Here is a 19,684-nt window from a genome sequence, read left to right as displayed (position 1 = left end):
GGGTGGTCTTGCGTTGTGTGCGGTTTGGAGCTTCTGGACGTCGCCTAGCCCGCACAATTCGACGGCGCCGGTTTCCCGTCGAAGCGGTCAAAGAGATACTTCAAGCCCACTGGGATATTAACGTATAGCGGCAACGCGTGATCGGCGCCGGCGCCCGGAATCGTTGCGGTACCAGGCGCGGCCATGAAGTCCACGGTCCCGCCCATCTGACAGTACGCCCCTGCTGTAGACCGAACTTGCTCGTGCGGGATGAGGTCATCGTGTGGCGAGCTGGCGATCATCGCTGGGCCCCTGAGCGGGTGCTTGCCCTGATTCTGCCGCAGCAAGGTTTCCTTGATGACAGGCTTGCGCTCTACGAGCTCGGATAGCGATTCCCCGGTGCGGGTGAGTTGGCGGGTATTGCTAAAGCCCCACATGAGGATGGAGTCACCCGTGCAGCTGGTGGCTGCCGAACGCAGGAAATCAATGCCGCGTGGATTGAGCTCTTCTAGGACCGCATCGCGGAACTTGGGGTCGCGCTCAGCAAAGCCGTTGATGGCGTAGCCCAGCACATGGACGATGGAGGAGCCGTCGATGGCCTTCATCACCTTTGGTAGGTCGGCCGGAGGGGCGCCAGAGTAGGTACCGGCCACGTTCAGCTCGGGTGCATAAGAATCGGCGAATTCCGCGGCGGCCAGCGAGGCTCCGCCGCCCTGCGAGTAGCCCGCAAAGCCAATAGGGGCGTCCTTTGGAGCGTGGGCCAGTTCTAGGCCGGAGCGGGCGGCATCGAGCATGGCGTGCGCTTCTTCAATGTGATTGACGTAGGTGTGGTGCCCTGGCATGCCAAGGCCGATGAGGTCTGCCACGATGACTCGGGCACCATGCTGGAGTGCACCCATGTAGAAGCCGTACTCGTAGTTCGCGTTGATGGTGGGGGAGCCGACCTTGCTCAGCCCTACCGAACCCAAGCCCATGCCGGCACGCGACGGCGCGCACTGGTCGCCTGCGCCGCGGGTACCAGGCGCGAAGATGATGGTGGGCCGCTCGCCTTTGCCGTGCCACGGTGTATTCGGCTCGTATAAGGTTGCCGAGGCCTGAATCGGCCGACCATCATCCGTGGTGGTGTCATACGTGAATACCTGCCCGCGGCCGACGCCATCGAGCACGTGCGGCGAAGGCCGGGTCGAGGTTACTGCCGCATTCGCGGCCGGCGGTAGGAGGAGGGACCCGAGGATTAGTGAACAAATTGTGAGGAGTCTCATACAAATCTTTTCCATGTCCAAAACCTACTGCGTAGTAGGAACGGTGGAAGTGAAATTGCTAAAATAAATGCTTATGGGACTTCAGTATCGTTCAAGAAAAAAGACCGGCAAGAATAGCTGGATCAACGTCTCCGGATCCGGTGCGTCGATGTCTACCAAGGTAGGGCCGGTCACCTTTAATTCCCGCGGCGGCATGTGGGTGAACCTGCCGGGCGGATTCAATTTCCGCGGCCGCTGGCGTTAACCAGAACACACGCCCTGGATCGCGACCTGCGATTATAGCCGGCCATTATTAACCCTCTAAATGGGTAGGTGGAACAGGCCGGCGTCGTTTTGCTCGGCGAGGCCGTCGGCAAGCAGCGAAGCCAACGCCCGGGAACGCTGTGCCGCATCGGGCCAGACCACGTCAATCTCGGACTGCGGTACCGGTCGCTCCGCCGCGCGCAGCACGTCCAGAATCTTGCCGCGCACCTGCCGGTCCGTGCCGACGAATTTTTGCACGCGCTTTTTCGCCCGTGCCTGCTCCTCTGCACTGGGCTGCGGCCGGCCAGCGAGCTGCCACGCACAGCTTGCGCGCAGCGGGCACTGCTCGCAGGAAGGATTCTTCGCCGTGCACACCAGCGCTCCCAATTCCATGAGCGCGGCCGAAAAACGCGGCCCATTCTCGGCCGGCAACAGCTCCGCCACGGCCGCTAATTCCCGCTTCGACGGTTGCGGCGCCAAGAACCTACCGTCCTCCGCGCGCGCATACACCCGGCGCACATTGGTATCGACCACCGGCACGTTTATCCCAAAGTGGAAGCACGCCACGGCGCGCGCGGTGTAGTCACCGATGCCCGGCAGGCGCAGCAGCTTACCGACGTCCGCCGGCACTTCACCCTCGCCAATGGCCGCCGCGCACTCCCACAGGCGCAGCGCACGCCGCGGATAGCCCAGCTTGCCCCAGGCGCGCAGTACCTCCGCCCGGGTGGCCTGGGCAAAGTCCGCCGGGGTGGGCCAGCGCCGCATCCATTCCTCCCACACCGGAGCCACGCGCGCGACCGGGGTTTGCTGGCTCATGACCTCGCTGAGCAGCACACCCCACGCGCTCGTGCCAGGCCGGCGCCACGGCAGGTCGCGTTCATTGGCATCGAACCAGGAAAGAAGAGCTTGCGAATCCATCGTGGGAGATAGTCTAGGGCATTAGAATGTGGCCTATGCCTTTACGTAATGTTGCCCACGAACCGCAGGCCGTTTGGGAGGCCCTTAAGGCGGGAAATCAGCGCGTGCTGGACGGCGAGACCGTCGACGTGCGCGAGATTTATAACCGCGAGGGCCTGACCCATGGTCAGGATCCCCGCGTGGTGGTCATTTCCTGTTCCGATTCCCGCGCCCCTATCGAGCACGTTTTCAATATCGGCTTCGGCGATGCCTTTGTCATCCGCACCGCGGGCCACATTCTTGACGACGCCGTCTTGGCCTCCCTCGACTACGCCCTCGCCGCCCTCAAACCCAACCTGCTGGTGGTCCTCGGCCATCAATCTTGTGGCGCGGTGGGCGCGGCTACCGGTTTCGTGGCCGGCGGCGACCTACCCACCGGCCTGCAGCGACCCATTATCGAGAAGGTCGCTGCCTCCGCGCTGGTGGCAGGTCCTAAGGCCACGACTGACGACGTCGAACGGGAACACACCCGCCAGACCGTCGCCCAACTGGTGGCCAGCGTGCCCAACGTGCGCCGCCTATTGGACGAGGGCGCCTTGGGCGTTGTCGGCGCGCGCTACCTGCTGGAGGACTCCAGCGTGGAAACCCTGCAGACCTTCGGGGTGGAATAACGCAGCCTGACACGCGGCGCCGGCTTAGCGCACCGGCCCGCACCCACCGCTTAAAATTGACAGCGTGACGCAGAAAAAGCCCCTACCTGAAGAGATCTACAAGCGCCGCCGCGTGGCGGCGCTCATCATCGTGCTCGTGCTGGCCGTGGTGCTGATCTGGGCGGCCGTGGCCGCCTTCGGGGGCAGCAGCGATGAGTCGGCCGATACCGCCGCCCCTGCGCCCACGCCGGAGCAGACCTCGTCTTCCGCCGCCCCAGAGACCTCCGAGGCTGCCTCGGAGACGGCTGCAGAGGCCGCGTCCGAGGGGGCATCGGAAAGCAAGGCGGCCGAAAGCGAGCTGTCGAGCGCTGCGCCTGCAAGCTCCGAAGCAGCCAAGAAGACCTGCGATCTCGCGGACCTCCAGGTGCGCACCTCCATGCTGAACTACTCCGTGCCGGAGGGCGAGCTACCGAAGTTCTTCATGACGGTCACCAACCCCACGGCCGCGGACTGCAAGATCGACCTGGACAAGAACCTGCTGCGCTTCGAGGTCTACAAGATGGCCGATAACCAGCGTGTGTGGTCCGATACGGATTGCTACGCCTCCGTACAGACCGGCTCGCAGACCTTCCCGGCCGGCAAGGACGTGAAATTCGAGGCCGAGTGGTCCCGCCAGGGGTCCAAGCCGGGTGAGTGCACCGACCGCCCCGTGGCCGAACCTGGGGCCTACTTTGCCCACACCGTCATCGGCGATAACTCCTCCCCGCCGCAGGACTTCACGCTGCGCTAGGCGCTATCCCGACACCGCGGCGATGGCCTGCCCCAGCGTCCCGGCCTGGTGCACGCGCATGCCCTCTACCGGCTCGATATCCCCGCGTGGAATAATCGCGTTCTTATAGCCCAGCCGCGCGGCCTCCATCAAGCGCCGCTCCACATTGGGCACCGGCCGCAACTCTCCGGCCAAGCCCACCTCGCCGATGACCACCGTCTTGGCCGGCAGCGGCTGCTCGTGCAGCGAGGACCACGTTGCCAGCGCCACCGCCAGATCCGTGGCGGTTTCCGTAATCCGCATGCCGCCCACCGTGGCGACATAAGCATCCTTATCGTTGGTGCGTTGGCCCGCGCGCGCCTGCAACACCGCGAGCACCATCGGCACGCGGTTGGAATCTAGCCCGGTCACCACGCGCCGCGGGTTCTTGGCTACCGGGTCCACCGTGAGCGCCTGCACCTCCGCGAGTATTGGCCGCACGCCGTCCATCGCGACCGTCACGGCCGAGCCATCCGGCGTCGTTCCGCGATGCGAGAGAAACAGCCCGGAAGGGTCCGCGACTTCCCGAATGCCGCCGGCCGTCTGCTCGAAGCAACCCACCTCGTCGGTGGCGCCAAAGCGATTCTTAATACCGCGCAGCATACGCAGGCTGGATTGGCGGTCACCCTCGAAGTTTAAGACGACGTCGACAAGATGCTCTAGCACGCGCGGGCCGGCCACGTTGCCATCCTTGGTCACGTGACCTACCAGCAGCACCGGAATGCCGGTGGACTTTGCCAGCGAGGTCAGCGCGGCCGTCACCGCGCGCGACTGCGCCACGCCACCGGATACGCCCTCTACGCCCACGGCGTGCATGGTCTGCACCGAATCGACGATGATCAGGCACGGCTTGAGCTTATCCACGTGCCCAAAGACCGCATCCAAGTTGGACTCGGCCGCCAAGTACAGTGATTCCTGGAGGGCGCCGGTGCGTTCGGCGCGGGAGCGGACCTGGCCGGCGGATTCCTCGGCCGTTGCATAGAGCACGGTACGGCCGAGCTGAGCCCACCGCGAGGCTACTTCCAGCAGCAGCGTGGATTTGCCCACGCCCGGCTCGCCGGCCATGAGCACCACTGAGCCGGGCACGATGCCGGTTCCTAGCACGCGGTCGAGCTCGCCGATGCCGGTGCGCACCGTCTTTGTCGCCTGCGCCCCGATCTTGGTAATCGGCTGCGCCGGGCTCGACGGCGCTACGCCCTTGCTTGCCGACGCCCCCGGCACACCCGGCCCCGCCACCACCGGCGCCCTTTCCTCCAACGTGCCCCAGGATCCGCAGTCGGGGCAGCGCCCCAGCCACTTCGGCGAGACGTAGCCGCATTCGGAGCAGGTATGGATGGGGCGAGATTTCTTGGCCATAGCTTCTAGCCTAAAACACATAAACGCCCCCAGCCCGGAAAGGGAGGCTGGGGGCGGAAGCGCTGCGGCTTAGTTCTTCGGGGCCTCGGAGGAGTAGCCCTCAGCGGACTCGACGTCGCGGTCGAATTCGCCGGACTGCATCTGGGTGGCGGCAATGGTGGCGTCCACGTCGACGGAACCATTGGAGAACTCGAAGGTAACTGGGCGGTCGCCGGCATAGCCAAAGTCATCGTTTTTCAGCTTGGTGGCGATGTACTGGACGGTCTCGGAATCCTGCTGGGGGTGAGCCTCCAGATTCTTCTGGGAATCCGCGATGATGGATTGGTCGCGGTGCAGCGGCTGAGCCTTGTCCATCTCTACGCGCTGGCCATCGACCTCTACGGACTCCAGGGAGATGACATCGGTGTCGTAGCCTTGGTTGACCGCGCTAAACTTCAACGCTGCGCTGCCATCCGGCTCCACCAAGATGGTGACATCGCGAACTGCAACCTTGTTATCATCCGTGCTTGCAGAAGCACCATCGACCGCCGCCACCTTATCGGCGGTCTGGGTGACCTGACCCGCCGAGCAAGAAGCCAGCGCCAGAGCGGAGACGGCGGTAACGGAAATAATGGCACCGCGGCGGGCGGCGGACTTCAGGGACTGCACGTTGAGCATCCTCCATCAATTGCGATCACAGGGCTTGTCAACGCTTTAGCCTAGTCCCTTTGGCAATAAAGTACACAGTTAGTCCCAAACCGGGCGGGTAGACCGTGGGGGTATACGGGGGTATCCGCAGGCGGGGCGGCCGCTCGTGATAAAATGACGGCCTTAGTCAACCGGGATAAAACGGGAAACAAGGAGTGGCAATGGAGTATAAGGTCGGCGAGGTCGTCGTCTACCCGCACCACGGTGCGGCCGTCATCGAGGATATCGAGACCCGCGAGATGGGTGGCGAGACGCTGGAATACCTGGTGCTGCACATCAACCAGTCCGACCTAGTCGTCCGCGTGCCCATCAAGAACGCCGATAACGTCGGCGTGCGCGACGTCGTGGGCAAGGAGGGCCTGGAAAAGGTCTTTTCTGTGCTGCGTGACGAGGACGTTGAAGAGGCTGGCAACTGGTCCCGCCGTTATAAGGCTAACCAGGAGCGCTTGGCCTCCGGCGATATCAATAAGGTCGCCGAGGTCGTTCGCGACCTGTGGCGTCGCGACCAGGACCGTGGCCTCTCGGCCGGCGAGAAGCGCATGCTGGGCAAGGCCCGCACCATCCTGGTGGGCGAGCTCGCGCTGGCCAAGCCGGTTGATGAGAAGAAGGCCGACACCATGATGGAAGAGATCGATGCCACCATCGAGCGCCACCGCGCGGCCGGATTGGTAGACGATAAGTCCATCACCACCGATATCGACAACGACATCGATCTCGATGACCTCTCCTTCGACGACGAAGACTAAACCGCGCGTCATCGCGCTCATCGCGGCCGCCGGCCAGGGCACCCGCCTCGGTGCCGAGGTGCCCAAGGCTTATGTCGAGCTGCGCGGGCGCACCCTCCTGGAGCGCTCCGTGCGCGCGCTGCTGGCCTCCGGCGTGGTCGATGAGGTCATTGTGTTGGTCAGCCCAGATATGGAGCCCGAGGCCGCCCGGATTATCGGCCGCATCGACACCGCAGGCGCTAAAAGCGCTACAAACGCCGCGCCCATCCGCCTCGTGCACGGCGGCAGCGAGCGCGCCGATTCCGTGTGGGCAGGCCTGCAGGCAATCCCCGACGACGACGCCGTGGTACTCATCCACGATGCGGCCCGGGCGCTGATCCCGCCGGCGATGGTGCGGGACGTCGCCAAGCGTGTGCTCGAAGGCGCCCCCGCGGCCGTGCCGGTGGTTCCCGTGGCCGATACCATCAAGGAAGTCGCGGCCGACGCCGTGGTGAGCACGCCCGACCGCTCCCGCCTGCGCGCCGTGCAAACCCCGCAGGCCTTCCGCCTGTCCGCGCTGCGCCAGGCCAACCTCGATTATTGGACCCAGCAGCCCGAATTTACCGCCACGGACGACGCCAGCCTCATGGAATGGCACGGCGAGCGCGTGGCAACCGTGCCGGGCGATACCCTGGCGTTCAAAATCACCGCGCCCATCGATCTCACCCTGGCCCACGCTTTGACCGAGGAGACCCATGACTAACCCGATTATCCCGCGCGTTGGCATCGCCACCGACGCCCACCAGATCGAGGCCGGCAAGGAGTGTTGGATCGCCGGCCTGCTCTTCGAGGGCGATGCTGGCTGCGAGGGCCACTCCGATGGGGACGTGGTAGCGCACGCGCTTGTCGACGCCCTCTTATCCGCCTCCCACCTCGGCGACCTCGGCTCTTTCGTGGGCGTCGGCCGGCCCGAATACGACGGCGTATCCGGAGCGAAACTGCTGCGCGAATGCCGGGAATTGCTCGAATCCGAAGGGTTCATCATCGGCAATGCCGCCGCGCAGCTTATCGGCCAAACCCCCAAAATGGGCCCGTGCCGCGCAGAGGCCGAGGCTGTGTTGGGCGAAATCCTCGGTGCCCCCGTGTCCGTCTCTGCCACGACGACGGACCACCTAGGTTTCACCGGCCGTAAGGAAGGGCGTGCGGCGGTTGCCACGGCCGTCGTCTGGCGCGCTTAGCCTCAGCTGAAGTAAGGTCGTGGCAGGAGGATGGCATGACTTTGAAAATGCGTGTTACTGATACGCGGTCTTTGCGGAGGCGGCGCGAGGAACTAATGCATGTTTTTTGTGATGCCGCCGGTGGTCCGTTGACCACTGAGGAACTTAGCGATCTAGCTGCCGCTGGTCGTCTTTCCCCAGAAGAGCGCGGCCTCTATGACGAACTGCGTCGCGTCGAACTGCTTCTTGATAGCTAGAGTGGGCAGCTTCCCATGATGAGTCAGGTTCAACGGGAAACTGAGAAATTCTTTGACCACGTCTACAAATTGCACCTGCACGTATTTCCCCTCAACGGTGAATCTGACATTGACGTTGAGTTGGATCTCAATGCTGATAACAACACCGGGATATTAGAGCTGCACGTCCCATTAGTCTATGGCGCTGGGGCTATGGAGCTTTCACGACCGGTGGAATTTAGCGACCTATTTGAATCTGTCGTCCGGTTTCACACCACACCGTCACGAAACGGACGGGATTTGAGTATCAAGTCCAGCAAATTCGAACTTCGTGTTGGCACCGCGCCTGGAGTGAGGTTTGAATACGAGCGCGACAATAAGGGTGCGCCTACAGCTCACATTCATCATTCTGGCGTCGCAGGGTTATTGAGCCCGGCACTGATGAAGAATTTCTTTGGTATGAAAAATTCCCGAAAGAAAGGTCGGATCGAAGACATCCATTTTCCTGTCGGGGGAAGCCGGTTTAGAGTTTCGGTAGAGGAATATTTTTCATTCCTTTTTAAAGAGTGCGGATTTCATGCTCGTCCTGGTTGGGAGGGAGCGCTACACGCAAGCCGTCAGGAGTGGCTGGAGACACAGCTTGCTGCCGCAGTTGTTGATAACCCCTACGTGGCGGCCGCGACTCTGCGAAGCCTAGGTTTTGTGGTTGCTGATCCCAGCTAGGGCTAGTCAGCAACTCCAGTGCACGCGTCAATTAGACTGGGTGGCGTGAGTACTTTGCGCATTTATGACACAGCCACCCGCAGCCAACGCGATTTCGAGCCGATTCGCCCCGGCCACGCCTCCATTTATCTGTGCGGCGCCACCCCGCAGGCCCAGCCACACATCGGGCACTTGCGCTCCGGCGTCGCCTTCGACATCCTGCGCCGCTGGTTGCTCGCCCAAGGCTATGACGTAGCCCTGGTGCGCAACGTCACTGATATCGATGACAAGATCCTCACCAAGGCGGCCGAGAATAATCGCCCCTGGTGGGAGTGGGTGTCCACCTATGAGCGCGAGTTCACTAAGGCCTATAACACCCTGGGCGTCATCCCGCCTTCGGTTGAGCCGCGTGCGACCGGCTTTGTCACCCAGATGGTCGACTATATGCAGCGGCTTATCGACGCCGGCTTTGCCTACCCCGCCGACGGCTCCGTCTACTTCGATGTCGCCGCCTGGACCAAGGCCGAAGGATCTGATTACGGTTCGCTGTCCGGCAACAAGGTAGAGGAAATGGAGCAGGGCGAAGGCGAGGATTCCGCCAAACGCGGCGCACAGGACTTTGCCCTGTGGAAGGCCGCGAAGCCGGGCGAGCCCAGCTGGCCTACCCCGTGGGGCGACGGCCGCCCTGGCTGGCACCTAGAGTGCTCGGCCATGTCCACCTATTACTTGGGCTCTAATTTCGATATCCACTGCGGCGGCCTAGACCTGCAGTTCCCACACCACGAGAACGAAATCGCGCAGTCGCATGCGGCCGGCGATAAGTTCGCCAACTACTGGATGCACAACCACTGGGTGACGATGTCGGGCGAGAAGATGTCGAAGTCGTTGGGCAACGTGCTCTCGATTCCGAATATGTTGGAGCTGGTGCGCCCGGTAGAGCTGCGCTACTACCTGGGCTCGGCACACTACCGCTCCGTGCTGGAGTATTCCGAGGCCGCGCTGACCGAGGCCGCCGCTGGCTACCGCCGCATCGAGGACTTCCTCGCCCACTTCGATGACCTAGAGCTGGGCGAGTGGACGCAGGGCTTTGCAGACGCGATGAATGATGACATCGGTGTGCCCAAGGCCTTGGCGGAAATCCACACCACCGTCCGAGCCGGTAATAAGGCGCTCGCGGCCGGCGATGAGGCCGAGGCGCGCACGCTGGCTGGCCAGGTCCGCGCGATGGCGCACGTACTTGGTTTTGACCCGCTGGAGTGGGAAGATGGAGCGCAAGCTAGCGGGGCGGATGCCGCGCTGGATGCGCTGGTACAAGCTGAGCTGGAGCGGCGCACCCAGGCGCGCGCGGACAAGGACTTCGCTACTGCCGACGCCGTCCGAGACCGCCTCGCGGCCGCCGGCATCACCATCACCGATACCCCAGACGGCCCGACCTGGTCGCTGGCGCAGCGTTAAGCACTCCGAAAGGACATAAATTATGGCACGTACCCACGGCCGCGGTGGCGCGGGAATCCGCAAGACCAATAAGAAGGGCGCAACCAAGGGCTCCGGCGGCCAGCGCCGCAAGGGCTTGGCCGGTAAGGGCCCGACGCCCAAGGCAGAGGACCGCATCTACCACGCCAAGCACAAGGCCAAGTTGGAACGCGAGCGCCGCAATTCCGGCCGCCACCAGAAGGAGACCGCCGAGATGGTCGTGGGCCGCAACCCGGTCATCGAGTGTTTGCACGCAAAGGTGCCGGCTACCACGCTCTACATCGTGGCCGGTACCCGCAACGACAAGCGGCTGTCCGAGGCCGTGGCCATGTGCAATACCCGCAATATCCCCATCATCGAGGTGCAGCGCCACGAGATGGACCGCATGACCGGAAACGGCATGCACCAAGGCATCGGGCTGCAGATCCCGCCGTATAAGTACGCCGACGTCGATGAGCTCATCGCCCGTGCGGCCGAGAACGCACGCCCAGGCATGTTCGTCATCTTGGATAACATCACCGACCCGCGCAACCTCGGCGCGGTCATCCGCTCCGTGGCGGCCTTCGGTGGCGATGGCGTCATCATTCCTGAGCGCCGCTCCGCCTCCGTAACCGCCGTGGCGTGGCGTACCTCGGCCGGTACAGCGGCGCGCCTGCCGGTTGCCCGCGCGACGAATATCACCCGCACCGTGCAGCAATTCCAAAAGAGTGGCTACCAGGTCGTCGGACTGGATGCCGGCGGCGAGCACACGCTGGATACTTATAACGGCGCGACGGATCCCGTGGTGATCGTCATTGGTTCCGAAGGCAAGGGCATCTCCCGCCTCGTGCGCGAGAATTGTGACGTCATCATGTCCATCCCGATGACGGACTGGGTCGAGTCCCTCAATGCTTCCGTCGCGGCCGGCTCCGTGCTCTCTGAATTCGCACGCCAACGCCGCGCGGCCCAGTAATCTCTAGCCGTTTTCCGCCCAGGGCGGCAGCCACTTAATGGTTCCATTCACCCTGGCCAGGCGGCCGCGTAACGGCGGGGCGTTGGGGTCATCGTCGTTGACGCCGTTGTGATACGGGCAGGCGATGGTGAGATTTTCAGGGTTCGTTTCGCCGCCGTGGCGCCACGCGGTGAGGTGGTGGACCTGGCACTCATCGGCGGGGTAATTGCACTGCGGCCACGGGCAGGTGGGGTTTTCCGCGGCGGCCATCGTGCGCTGCTTCGGCGAGGCGAGCCGCTCGCTGCGGTACAGGTTTACCGGGCCCTTCACGGGGTGGATCAAGGTGACGTAGCCGTGCGCGGTAAATGCGCGGCGCACCAAGTCCGCGCCGGTCATTCTGGCACCATTGGTGAGCTGCAGGGTGATGTCATCGCCCGCGGTGTCGACGACACGGTCGAGCTCGTCCAAGCGCAGCACCACATTGGTGGTCACGACCGCCGGGGAAGCTGCGGCGGTGCCTTGGAAAATCTTGCGCACCGAATCGAGCGGGGCGTCCTTATCAAGCGCGGCGTGCATATCCGCGATGTCCGCAGATTTGCCGGTAATCGTCATAGTCCACGGCCCATCGGCGCGGCGGTAGAGTTTGACACCGGGCTTGCGCTGCGGCGGGCCTTTAATCTCACGCACGCGCTTGCGCCCCTGCTTATCGACGTCCGACGCATCCCCCTTCATCCCACATAGCTCCCGCCGCAGCGCCCAGGCCTGGCGCTTATTTTTCAGCTTGGTGGCGTGGCGCTCGATGGCCAACAGCGCGGTGAGGCTGTGCTCGTTGGCGCGGGCCGCTGCGATGGATTCGCGTTGGAGCCGGCTAAAGGCGGTGGGGCCGAAGTAGGTATCGGCGAGGGCAAGGAGGCGGGCGGCGGTGGTGTCGGGGCAGCCGGCGTCGATAAGCGCGCGCTTAGTAAGGCCGTGGCAGTCGGCGATAATGTCCATGCCGGCGGCCAGGCCCGTCAAGAATTTCTGTAGCGCGTTCACGGCTCCACACGTTAAGTGCGGGTGCAAGCCGGCGCGCGGTGCGCTGGGTGCGGGTGTGGATAACTAGGCCTGGGCGTCATCGAGGCCGAAGAACTCGCGGACCTTATCCACAGCGCGGAAGGAATCCGTATTTGGGCCTATGCGTGGGTCGGTTTTCATGCTAGAGGGAATCACGTGGCCCAGGCCCTCCATGGTCCACAGTTCGACGGGGAAATCGCCGTCGTATGCGGTGGCGGTGACATCCGCGGTGGGGTGGTAGTCGCGGGGTGGCTGGCAGCCATTGGCCAGCGCGAAGTGCTCGGCGGTGGCCGGCGCGGAAAGCACGCGGCCGCGCGTGCGCTCGGCGTCCAGCCCAGCGACCCCGCCCTCGTATGGCGCGTACGGGTCGGCGGTGCCGTGGAAAAACAGCAGCGGCGTGGGCCGGTAGCCGGCCGGGTTGCTGGGCGCGTGGTTATCTCCCTCGCCCAGGGTGGAGGCGAAGATGCAAGCGCGGGTGAGGCTAAAGGGGGCGTCGAAAAGCAAGCGGAGCACCATCTGCCCGCCGTTGGAATAGCCGCAGGCAAAGGTGCGGGCGGTGCCGAATTCGCGCCGCATCTCCTCGACGAGGAAGGCGGCGAAGGCAACGTCGTCCACGTTCTCCGCGCGGGCGGTGACCGGCAGGATGCTGCGGCAATCATTGAAATGGCGGTCGACGCCGTCGGGGTAGACGAGGACGGTATTGGTGGCGTCGGCAAGCTCGTCGAAGGTGCCGTTAGTAAAGCGGCGCATCACGCTACCGGACTGCAGCGAGCCGTGGAAGAAGAGCAAGAGGTCCGGGCGCGGGCCGGGGTTATCCGGCGCGATGACGAGGAAACGGCGGGTGCGGCCATCCACATCCGCGGTGCGGCGGTGTACGTGCATAGCCGTCCAGTCTAGTCGGCGTGGTGCTCCTCGGCGGTGCTGTGGCAGTCGGCGTGGAAGCGCCTAGCGGCGACCTCGTCGCGCACCGCTTTTTTATTGCGCTGCCAGCCAATGAGGCGGCACACCAGGTAAATGACAAAAGAAATCGTGGTGACGAAAACCGAGACCGGCAGGCCGGGCGCGAGCGACAAGACAAAGCCACCGACGGCCGAGACCTCAGCAAAGATGGTGGCCCACATGACCGCGCGCAGGGGCGAGGAGGTAATCTGCACGGCCGCCGCACCCGGGGTAATGAGCAGCGCCATGACGAGCAGCGAGCCGACGATTTGTACCGACTGTGCGGCCGCCAAACCTACGAGTACGGCGAAGGTGACGGAAATGAAGCGGGTGGGTACGCCTGCGGCCTGGGCCATGACCGGGTCGGCCGAGGCGAAGAGCATGGGCCGCCATAGGATGGCGACGGCGGCGAGGATGACTACGGTGGTTGCGGCCAAAAGCCATACCGAGGCGGAAGATACGCCGACGATCTGACCGGTCAAAAGCGTCATTGCGGTATTGGCATTGCCGGGGTAGAGGTGCAAAAACAGCACCGAGAGGCCTAAGCCAAAGCTCATGACCACGCCGATGGCGCTGTCTTGCTGGCCCTTAAAGCCCAGCACGGCGAGGATAATGGCGGCCACGATGGCACCGGCCACGGCGCCGAAACCTAGGTTGAGGCCGAAGAGAAGCGCGGCCGAGGCACCCATGAGCGCGAGCTCGGAGGTGGCGTGGACGGAAAAAGACATCTGGCGTAGCACGATGAGCGAGGTCATCACGCCGGACAGGATGCCCAGCAGCGCGGAGGCGATGAGCGAGGATTGCACAAAATCCACGCTGAGAAGGTACTGGGTGTCTTCCATAAAGCTAGACAACGATAAGCCTCCCATCGACGTTTAAGACGTTGACCTTGGAACCGTAGAGCTCGGAAAGGACATCGGAGCGCATGACCTCATCCACCGTGCCGAAGGTATGGCCGCCAGGGGCGAGGTAGAGCACCTTATCCGTCACGCCGAGTACGGGGTTGATGCCATGGGTGACAAAGATAATGGAAGTGCCACGCTCGCGGCGCAGCGCATCCAGCTTGTCCACGGTGGCCTGCTGGCGCGCCGGGTCGAGCGAGAGCAGCGGCTCATCGGCGAGAATGAGCTCGGGGTCGTTGGCCAGCGCTTGGGCTTGGCGGATGAGCTGCTGCTGGCCGCCGGATAGCTGGCCGACGCGGCGGTCGCGCAGGCCAGTGGCACCAACCTCGGCGAGGAGCTCGTCGACGCGGCGGCGGGGCGGGCGGCGGCGTCGGAAAGCGCCGTGCGCAAGGGAGAGCGAGACTAAGTCGCGGGCGCGCAGGGGCAGGTCGGCCGGGAACATGCGCTGCTGTGGGATGAAGCCCACGCGGCAGCTAACGTCGACGCTGCCGCCCGTGAGCTTGCGGGTGCCCAAGATGGTGCCGAGCAGGGTGGATTTGCCCACGCCATTGGGGCCCAAAACGGCGATAAACTCGCCGCGGTCAACGGCGAGGTTAAGGCTGGACCACAGCGGGGCAACTGCTGCGTCATGAAAATGGATGAGCACTAGAGCTTCCCCAGGGAATCGGTGACCTCGTCATAGTAGGTCCAGAATTCTTTGCCATCCGGCGGGGTCTCGCCGATTTCGACGATAGAGACGTCCGCATCCTCCGCGGCGGACTTGATGCGGCCGGCGGTATCGGTTTCGGTCTGTGGGTTAAAGATAAGCAGGTCTACCTTGTCCTCCTTGATGGCCTTGGTGAAGGCGGCAAGGTCGGCCGCGGTGGGCTCGCCCTCAGAAATGGTGGCCTTGCGGTAGCCCTCTGGGGTGACGTCCTTGCCAGAGGTGTACTTCATGATGTAATCCGCAATCGGCTCGGTCTGCGCGTAGGAGAGGTCGCCCGGCAGCTCCTTGAGCTTGTCGCGCAGGCGGTCGACGTGGGAGTCCACGCGCTCGGTGCTGGCATTAGCATCGGTATTGAGCTCGTTGATCTGGTCAGCGATATTTCCTGCGACCTCGTCAAGCGCCGCTGGGTCGTACCAGATGTGCTCGTTACCCTCAATATTGGTGACCTTCTCCGGGTCCTTCTTGGCGGTGGCCTTGGCGGCGTCGATGGTCACGACATTGGGGTCATCAGCCAGCTTGCCGTGGTCGGTGAGCGGCAGGGCGGAGATGATGTTGTCCTGGTCGGAGACGGCCTGGTAAATCCAGGAATCGTAGCCGCCGCCGTTGACCACGAGCAGGTCCGCGTCCTCGGCCTTGGCGATATCGGCCGCGGAAGGCTCGAAGTGGTGCGGGTCGACGCCGTTGCCCTCGACGATGGGATTGACCTCGATGTCCACGCCGGAGGCGGTATCGGCCACGGCTTGGGCGACGTCGGCCCAGATGGAGGTGGACGCGACGATGGAGATTTTCTTCTGGGCGCCCGGCTCGGCGGCCGAGTCCTCGGAGTCGGAAGAGCAGGCGGTGGCGGTTAGCAGGAGACCACCGGCCGCGAGGAGGGCTGCGGATGCGCGAAGTGAGGTATGCATAGTTTCCAGTGTGCGTTTGATGGGAACCATTGTCAATTGAATATGTATTGAAAATACGGCCGCGGGGTATGCTTGTGGTCATGGTGAAACGCAGCCCCACCCGCAAGACGCTGGCCTCGCTGGCCGCCGAGCTGGGTGTTTCGCGCACGACGGTATCCAATGCCTATAGTCGGCCGGACCAGCTTTCGGCCGCAACGCGCGAGCGCATCCTGGCGGCGGCGAAGGCGCGCGGGTACCCCGGGCCGGACCCCACGGCCCGCAGCCTGCGCACCCGTCGCGCGGGCTCGGTGGGCGTGCTGCTGACCGAGCACCTCTCTTATGCCTTCGAGGATATGGCCTCGGTGGATTTCTTGGCTGGAATGGCAGAGGCCTCGGCCGGCGCGCAGACCACGCTCACCCTCATCCCGGCCGGCCCGGAGGGCGAGGCGGAGGCGGCCAGCCTGGTGGGCTCGGCCGCGGTGGATGGCTTTGTGGTCTATTCCGTGGCGGCGGGGGATGCCTACTTGGAGGCGGCGCGCGGCCGCGGGCTGCCGGTGGTGGTCTGCGATCAGCCAACGGATTCGGGCCTGCCGTTCGTAGGTATCGATGACCGCGCGGCGATTGCCCCGGCCGCCCGCGCGCTGGTGGAAGCCGGCCATCGCAAGATTGGCGTATTGGCGATTCGCCTCAAACGCGAGCGCCACGATGGCCCCATTTCGTGGGGTGAGCTACAGGGCGCCGATATGCACGTGCAGCGCGCCCGGGTCATGGGTGCCATGGACGTCTTTGCGCGGGCGGGCATCGCGCCGGAGACCGTGCCCGTGGTCACCCAGCACATCAACGATGCGCACACCACGCGGGCGGCCGCGCAGTTGCTTCTCGACGCCCACCCCGACCTCACCGCCGTCCTGTGCACCACCGACTCGATGGCGCTGGGCGTGATGACCTATGCGCGCGAGCGGGGCATCGACATTCCCGGTGAGCTGTCCGTTACCGGCTTTGACGGCATTGATGCGGCGCAGCGCCTTGGCTTGACGACGATCGTCCAACCCAATAAGGCCAAAGGCGCGGCCGCCGGCCACATGCTCGCTAAGCTCATCGCCGGCGCCGAGGGCTCGGACGCGAGCGAAACTGCGGTTGCAACTGAGTCGGCCGCTGCAAGGGCGGCCGATGCGGAACCGGCAATGTCTGGGCCAGCGGTGCCGCGGCGCGTGCTGCAGACCAGCTTCGCGGCGGGGCGGACGGTGGCGCCGCCGCGCTAGGAGCGCTGTACTCCACAGCGCTGTGCTAGGCTGCGCCGCCGTTGTTGGGACGGCCGACATGGGCCGCGCGGGCGGCGGCGAGTTCGGTGAGGAAGTGGGCGACGGCGTCGACGTCGGCAAGCTGCACTACGGCCGCCGTATCGCCCTCGCCGACCTTGACACCGACGTCTGGTGGTTGGTGCAGGGCGCGGAAGCCATCCTCGTCGGTGACATCATCGCCCAAGAAGACCATGGCGGTGGCTCCGGTGCGCTCGCGCAGGTTTTCAATCCACGTGCCCTTGGTGGCCTGGGTGGCGGAGAACTCCACGACGGACTTGCCGGCCGTGCGCGGGAAGCCGCCCGGATCGAGCGCGAGGCCGGCCTCATAAGCCTGGGCGGCAGCCTCTGGATCGGAATCCTCGAGCGCGCGCAGGTGCAACACGCGCTGGAAGGGCTTGACCTCGATATCCGCGCCGGGGAAGCGCTCCATGATCTCGCGAATCTCGGCTTCCTTGGTGGCGAGGTGCTCGCGCATCGCGGGGGTCAGATCTGTCTCCTCCCAGGAGGATTCGGCACCGTGGGAGCCGCCAAAGAGAACGGGCTCGCGCAGCGGGCACACGCGCTGGAGACCTTCGAGATGGCGGCCGGAGAGAACGGCCGCGGTGGTATTCGGCAGGTGGGCCAGTTTATCCAGGGCGCTCAGTGATTCCTGGTTCATTTCGACCTCATAGATAGCCGTGGCGAAGGGGGAGAGCGTGCCGTCGAAGTCCGAGACCACCGCGAGGTGCTCGGCGGCGGCAAGGGCCTTGATGGCAGTTGAAAGCGTCATGGCTTATAGCCTACGCAACTAACCGCCGAGGGAAACCAACTTGATAGACGGTGAGTCCACTTCATCGGTGACCAGTTCCAAGACCAGTTGGTTATTGGAATTGACGGTGTAGTGGAAATCGTGGTCCGCGGAAATCAGGTTGCGCAGCAGGTTATCGGCCCACACGGACGCGCCGTGGCAATCTTCGGCGGTCTCGTCAAACTCCACCTCATCAAAGTGGAGGCGGTTGCCCTCCCGGATGTTTTGGCGTTCATCATCGGCGGAATAGATCACCTTGCCCACCATTTGGGCGCACCCGGTGGTGCCCACCATCGTGGATTCACCAAAACTCAACGTGGGGGCCTGCGGAATGGACTCCGGGATGGTGGAGGCGGCATCCGGGGTGGTGCTGATGGAGACTACCTGCCACTGTTTGTCCAGGATCTGCTCATCGCCAGGGGCTTTCGGTTCCTCGTCGCTGGAGCCACAGCCGGCCAGTAGTGCGGCGGCACAGGTTGCGGCAATGGGCGCTGCGGCTAGGCGGGGAAAGCGAGACATCATGCGCCCTCCCCCTGTTCTTCAGCTTGGCGCAGGCAGCCCAGGAAGGACTGGGACCATAGCTGCACGTCGTGTTCGGTGACTTGCTGGTGCATGGTGAGCATGCGCTGGGTCATGGCGGAGGGGGCGTCGTCAAGCGCCTTGAGCGCATTGAGCAAGGCGGCCTTGACGGACTCGATATCGAAGGGATTACACAGGTAGGCCTGACTGAGCTCATCGGCCGCGCCGGCGAACTCGGAGAGCACCAGCGCGCCCGAGCCATCGTCGTGGCAGGCCACGTATTCCTTGGCCACCAGGTTCATACCGTCCTTGAAGGGGGTCACCAGCATGACATCGGCCATGCGGTAGTAGCAGCGCAGGAGACTCTTGGCCACGCCCCGGTGCTGGTAGTGCACCACCGGGTGGCCCACACGGGCAAAGCGCCCGTTGATGCGGCCAACGGCTTCTTCCACCTCGGAGCGGGTGGCCTTGTAATGGTCGAGGCGCTCGCGCGACGGCGTGGCTAGCTGCACCAGCGCTACCTCTTCCGGGTCGAGCACGCCGGTATCCAGTAACTCCTCAAAGGCGGTCAGCCGCTGCAGGATGCCTTTGGTGTAATCGAGGCGATCCACGCCCAAGATGATTCGCTTGGGTGAGCCCAGTTCTTCGCGCAGCTTGGCGACGTCCCTTTCATCCTCCGCGGTGAACGCGGCAAAGTCCTTTGCAGCGATAGAAATGGGGAAGGCGCCTACGCCGATGGTGCGCCCCTGCGGCAGGCGAATATGCGCGGTGACCTCGCGGGTGCTGGCCTCGCCTTCCACGTTGAGGCCCTGGCGGCGGGCAAGCTCCAAGAAGTTGCGGGCATTGGCCTCCAAGTGGAAGCCAATGAGGTCCGCGCCAAGTAGCCCGCGCACGAGCTCCTCGCGCCAGGGCAGCTGGCGGAAGAGATCGGCAGAAGGGAAGGGGATGTGCAGGAAGAATCCGATGGTGAGATCGGGGCGCTTCTGGCGCAGGATGCCGGGTAAAAGCTGCAGCTGGTAGTCCTGTACCCACACGGTGGCGCCCTCGGCGGCGACCGCGGCTACTTCATCTGCAAAGCGCAGGTTGACCTCGCGATAGGCGTGCCACCAATCGCGGTCATAGGTGGGGGTGACGATGAGATCGTGGTAGAGCGGCCACAGGGTGGCATTAGAAAAGCCCTCATAAAAGCCCTCGAAATCGGACTCAGTGAGCTTGACCGGGTGCAGCAGCACACCGGCATCGGTGCGGAAGGGCTCTGGTACGGCATCGGCCACACCGGGCCAGCCCACCCAGCATCCCTGGTGTGATTCGAGGACTGGAGACAATGCGGTGACCAGACCGCCCGGCGAGGGCGTCCAGGTATGGCTGCCATCGGGCAGGGTCTCCAGATCTACCGGCAGGCGGTTGGCCACCACCACGAAGTCATTGCCACGCTCACTCATGGTGCA

General features: G+C 64.2%; 23 protein-coding genes. 11 read left to right on the top strand and 12 right to left on the bottom strand.

The genetic code is table 11. The annotated features are described in order from the left end of the window. Positions 1-44: 44 nt before the first annotated feature. A complete protein-coding gene (locus BKN05_RS07100; RefSeq protein ID WP_239661074.1) occupies positions 45-1,241 on the bottom strand; it encodes a lipase family protein in 1,197 nt (398 codons plus the stop codon). Positions 1,242-1,314: 73 nt separating this feature from the next. Between BKN05_RS07100 and BKN05_RS07095 the strand changes: the two genes are divergently transcribed. Beyond that, entirely contained in the window at positions 1,315-1,485 is a 171-nt protein-coding gene (locus BKN05_RS07095; protein ID WP_080970400.1) for a DUF4236 domain-containing protein, read from the top strand. 56 nt (positions 1,486-1,541) lie between these two features. On the opposite strand, the gene BKN05_RS07090 is transcribed toward BKN05_RS07095, so the two are convergent. Beyond that, positions 1,542-2,402: an iron-sulfur binding domain-containing protein gene (locus tag BKN05_RS07090; RefSeq protein ID WP_286688284.1), complete on the bottom strand. Its 861-nt coding sequence runs from the start codon at positions 2,400-2,402 to the stop codon at positions 1,542-1,544. 35 nt (positions 2,403-2,437) lie between these two features. Here BKN05_RS07090 and BKN05_RS07085 point away from each other — a divergent pair, with 35 nt between their 5' ends. Both BKN05_RS07085 and BKN05_RS07080 read left to right on the top strand, forming a co-directional pair. Beyond that, complete coding sequence (locus BKN05_RS07085) at positions 2,438-3,052, top strand: carbonic anhydrase (protein WP_049377887.1); 615 nt, start codon at positions 2,438-2,440, stop codon at positions 3,050-3,052. A gap of 64 nt (positions 3,053-3,116) precedes the next feature. Further along, positions 3,117-3,821, top strand: a complete 705-nt coding sequence (locus BKN05_RS07080; RefSeq protein WP_049377886.1) for a hypothetical protein — start codon at positions 3,117-3,119, stop codon at positions 3,819-3,821. A gap of 3 nt (positions 3,822-3,824) precedes the next feature. Here BKN05_RS07080 and radA read toward each other — a convergent pair whose 3' ends face one another. Further along, positions 3,825-5,195, bottom strand: coding sequence for a DNA repair protein RadA (gene radA, locus BKN05_RS07075; RefSeq protein WP_049377885.1), 1,371 nt, complete (start codon positions 5,193-5,195; stop codon positions 3,825-3,827). Positions 5,196-5,264: 69 nt separating this feature from the next. Beyond that, complete coding sequence (locus tag BKN05_RS07070; protein ID WP_049377346.1) at positions 5,265-5,852, bottom strand: hypothetical protein; 588 nt, start codon at positions 5,850-5,852, stop codon at positions 5,265-5,267. A 191-nt stretch (positions 5,853-6,043) separates the two neighbouring features. Between BKN05_RS07070 and BKN05_RS07065 the strand changes: the two genes are divergently transcribed. The 7 genes from BKN05_RS07065 (at position 6,044) to rlmB (ending at position 11,166) form a co-directional block, all read left to right on the top strand. Beyond that, on the top strand, positions 6,044-6,628 hold the full coding sequence (locus tag BKN05_RS07065) for a CarD family transcriptional regulator (protein WP_005325718.1): 585 nt from the start codon (positions 6,044-6,046) through the stop codon (positions 6,626-6,628). Beyond that, complete coding sequence (gene ispD / locus BKN05_RS07060) at positions 6,600-7,349, top strand: 2-C-methyl-D-erythritol 4-phosphate cytidylyltransferase (protein WP_049377347.1); 750 nt, start codon at positions 6,600-6,602, stop codon at positions 7,347-7,349. The genes BKN05_RS07065 and ispD overlap by 29 nt, the downstream gene beginning before the upstream one ends. Further along, positions 7,342-7,824: a 2-C-methyl-D-erythritol 2,4-cyclodiphosphate synthase gene (gene ispF, locus BKN05_RS07055; RefSeq protein WP_049377348.1), complete on the top strand. Its 483-nt coding sequence runs from the start codon at positions 7,342-7,344 to the stop codon at positions 7,822-7,824. Before ispD ends, ispF begins: the two co-directional genes overlap by 8 nt. 95 nt (positions 7,825-7,919) lie before the next feature. Then, positions 7,920-8,060, top strand: a complete 141-nt coding sequence (locus tag BKN05_RS07050; RefSeq protein ID WP_161798931.1) for a hypothetical protein — start codon at positions 7,920-7,922, stop codon at positions 8,058-8,060. A 15-nt stretch (positions 8,061-8,075) separates the two neighbouring features. Beyond that, a complete protein-coding gene (locus tag BKN05_RS07045; protein WP_049377349.1) occupies positions 8,076-8,762 on the top strand; it encodes a hypothetical protein in 687 nt (228 codons plus the stop codon). A 45-nt stretch (positions 8,763-8,807) separates the two neighbouring features. Then, positions 8,808-10,196, top strand: a complete 1,389-nt coding sequence (cysS, locus tag BKN05_RS07040) for a cysteine--tRNA ligase (protein ID WP_049377350.1) — start codon at positions 8,808-8,810, stop codon at positions 10,194-10,196. Between the two features lie 22 nt (positions 10,197-10,218). Further along, entirely contained in the window at positions 10,219-11,166 is a 948-nt protein-coding gene (rlmB, locus tag BKN05_RS07035) for a 23S rRNA (guanosine(2251)-2'-O)-methyltransferase RlmB (RefSeq protein WP_049377351.1), read from the top strand. Between the two features lie 3 nt (positions 11,167-11,169). Here the strand turns inward: rlmB and BKN05_RS07030 are convergent, their stop codons facing one another. From BKN05_RS07030 to BKN05_RS07010, 5 genes are all read right to left on the bottom strand, one after another. Further along, positions 11,170-12,180, bottom strand: coding sequence for an HNH endonuclease signature motif containing protein (locus BKN05_RS07030; RefSeq protein WP_049377352.1), 1,011 nt, complete (start codon positions 12,178-12,180; stop codon positions 11,170-11,172). Between the two features lie 63 nt (positions 12,181-12,243). Beyond that, a complete protein-coding gene (locus BKN05_RS07025; RefSeq protein WP_049377353.1) occupies positions 12,244-13,080 on the bottom strand; it encodes a CE1 family esterase in 837 nt (278 codons plus the stop codon). Between the two features lie 11 nt (positions 13,081-13,091). After that, positions 13,092-14,006 carry a metal ABC transporter permease gene (locus BKN05_RS07020; RefSeq protein ID WP_193393060.1) on the bottom strand — a complete coding sequence of 305 codons (915 nt, stop codon included), beginning with the start codon at positions 14,004-14,006 and terminating at the stop codon, positions 13,092-13,094. Beyond that, the gene (locus tag BKN05_RS07015) at positions 13,984-14,685 is read right to left on the bottom strand and encodes a metal ABC transporter ATP-binding protein (RefSeq protein ID WP_049377355.1); all 702 of its coding nucleotides are present in this window, start codon (positions 14,683-14,685) and stop codon (positions 13,984-13,986) included. The genes BKN05_RS07020 and BKN05_RS07015 overlap by 23 nt, the downstream gene beginning before the upstream one ends. Beyond that, positions 14,685-15,680: a metal ABC transporter solute-binding protein, Zn/Mn family gene (locus BKN05_RS07010; RefSeq protein WP_049377356.1), complete on the bottom strand. Its 996-nt coding sequence runs from the start codon at positions 15,678-15,680 to the stop codon at positions 14,685-14,687. The genes BKN05_RS07015 and BKN05_RS07010 overlap by 1 nt, the downstream gene beginning before the upstream one ends. A 50-nt stretch (positions 15,681-15,730) precedes the next feature. On the opposite strand from BKN05_RS07010, the gene BKN05_RS07005 reads away from it, so the two are divergent. Beyond that, positions 15,731-16,891 (top strand): LacI family DNA-binding transcriptional regulator, encoded by a 1,161-nt coding sequence (locus BKN05_RS07005; RefSeq protein WP_049377371.1) that lies wholly within the window; start codon positions 15,731-15,733, stop codon positions 16,889-16,891. A 25-nt stretch (positions 16,892-16,916) separates the two neighbouring features. On the opposite strand, the gene otsB is transcribed toward BKN05_RS07005, so the two are convergent. The 3 genes from otsB to BKN05_RS06990 are packed head-to-tail and all read right to left on the bottom strand — an operon-like array spanning position 16,917 to position 19,678. Continuing rightward, a complete protein-coding gene (gene otsB / locus BKN05_RS07000; RefSeq protein ID WP_049377357.1) occupies positions 16,917-17,699 on the bottom strand; it encodes a trehalose-phosphatase in 783 nt (260 codons plus the stop codon). Between the two features lie 18 nt (positions 17,700-17,717). After that, complete coding sequence (locus BKN05_RS06995; RefSeq protein ID WP_049377358.1) at positions 17,718-18,239, bottom strand: hypothetical protein; 522 nt, start codon at positions 18,237-18,239, stop codon at positions 17,718-17,720. Further along, positions 18,236-19,678: an alpha,alpha-trehalose-phosphate synthase (UDP-forming) gene (locus BKN05_RS06990; RefSeq protein ID WP_049377359.1), complete on the bottom strand. Its 1,443-nt coding sequence runs from the start codon at positions 19,676-19,678 to the stop codon at positions 18,236-18,238. The genes BKN05_RS06995 and BKN05_RS06990 overlap by 4 nt, the downstream gene beginning before the upstream one ends. Positions 19,679-19,684: the final 6 nt, after the last annotated feature.

The sequence above is a fragment of the Corynebacterium sp. S5S1 genome (assembly GCF_001913985.1).
GTDB classification, from domain to species: Bacteria; Actinomycetota; Actinomycetes; order Mycobacteriales; family Mycobacteriaceae; genus Corynebacterium; species Corynebacterium marquesiae.
Note: the sequence above shows the minus strand (reverse complement) of the source record. Positions and strands in the feature narration are given on the sequence as shown.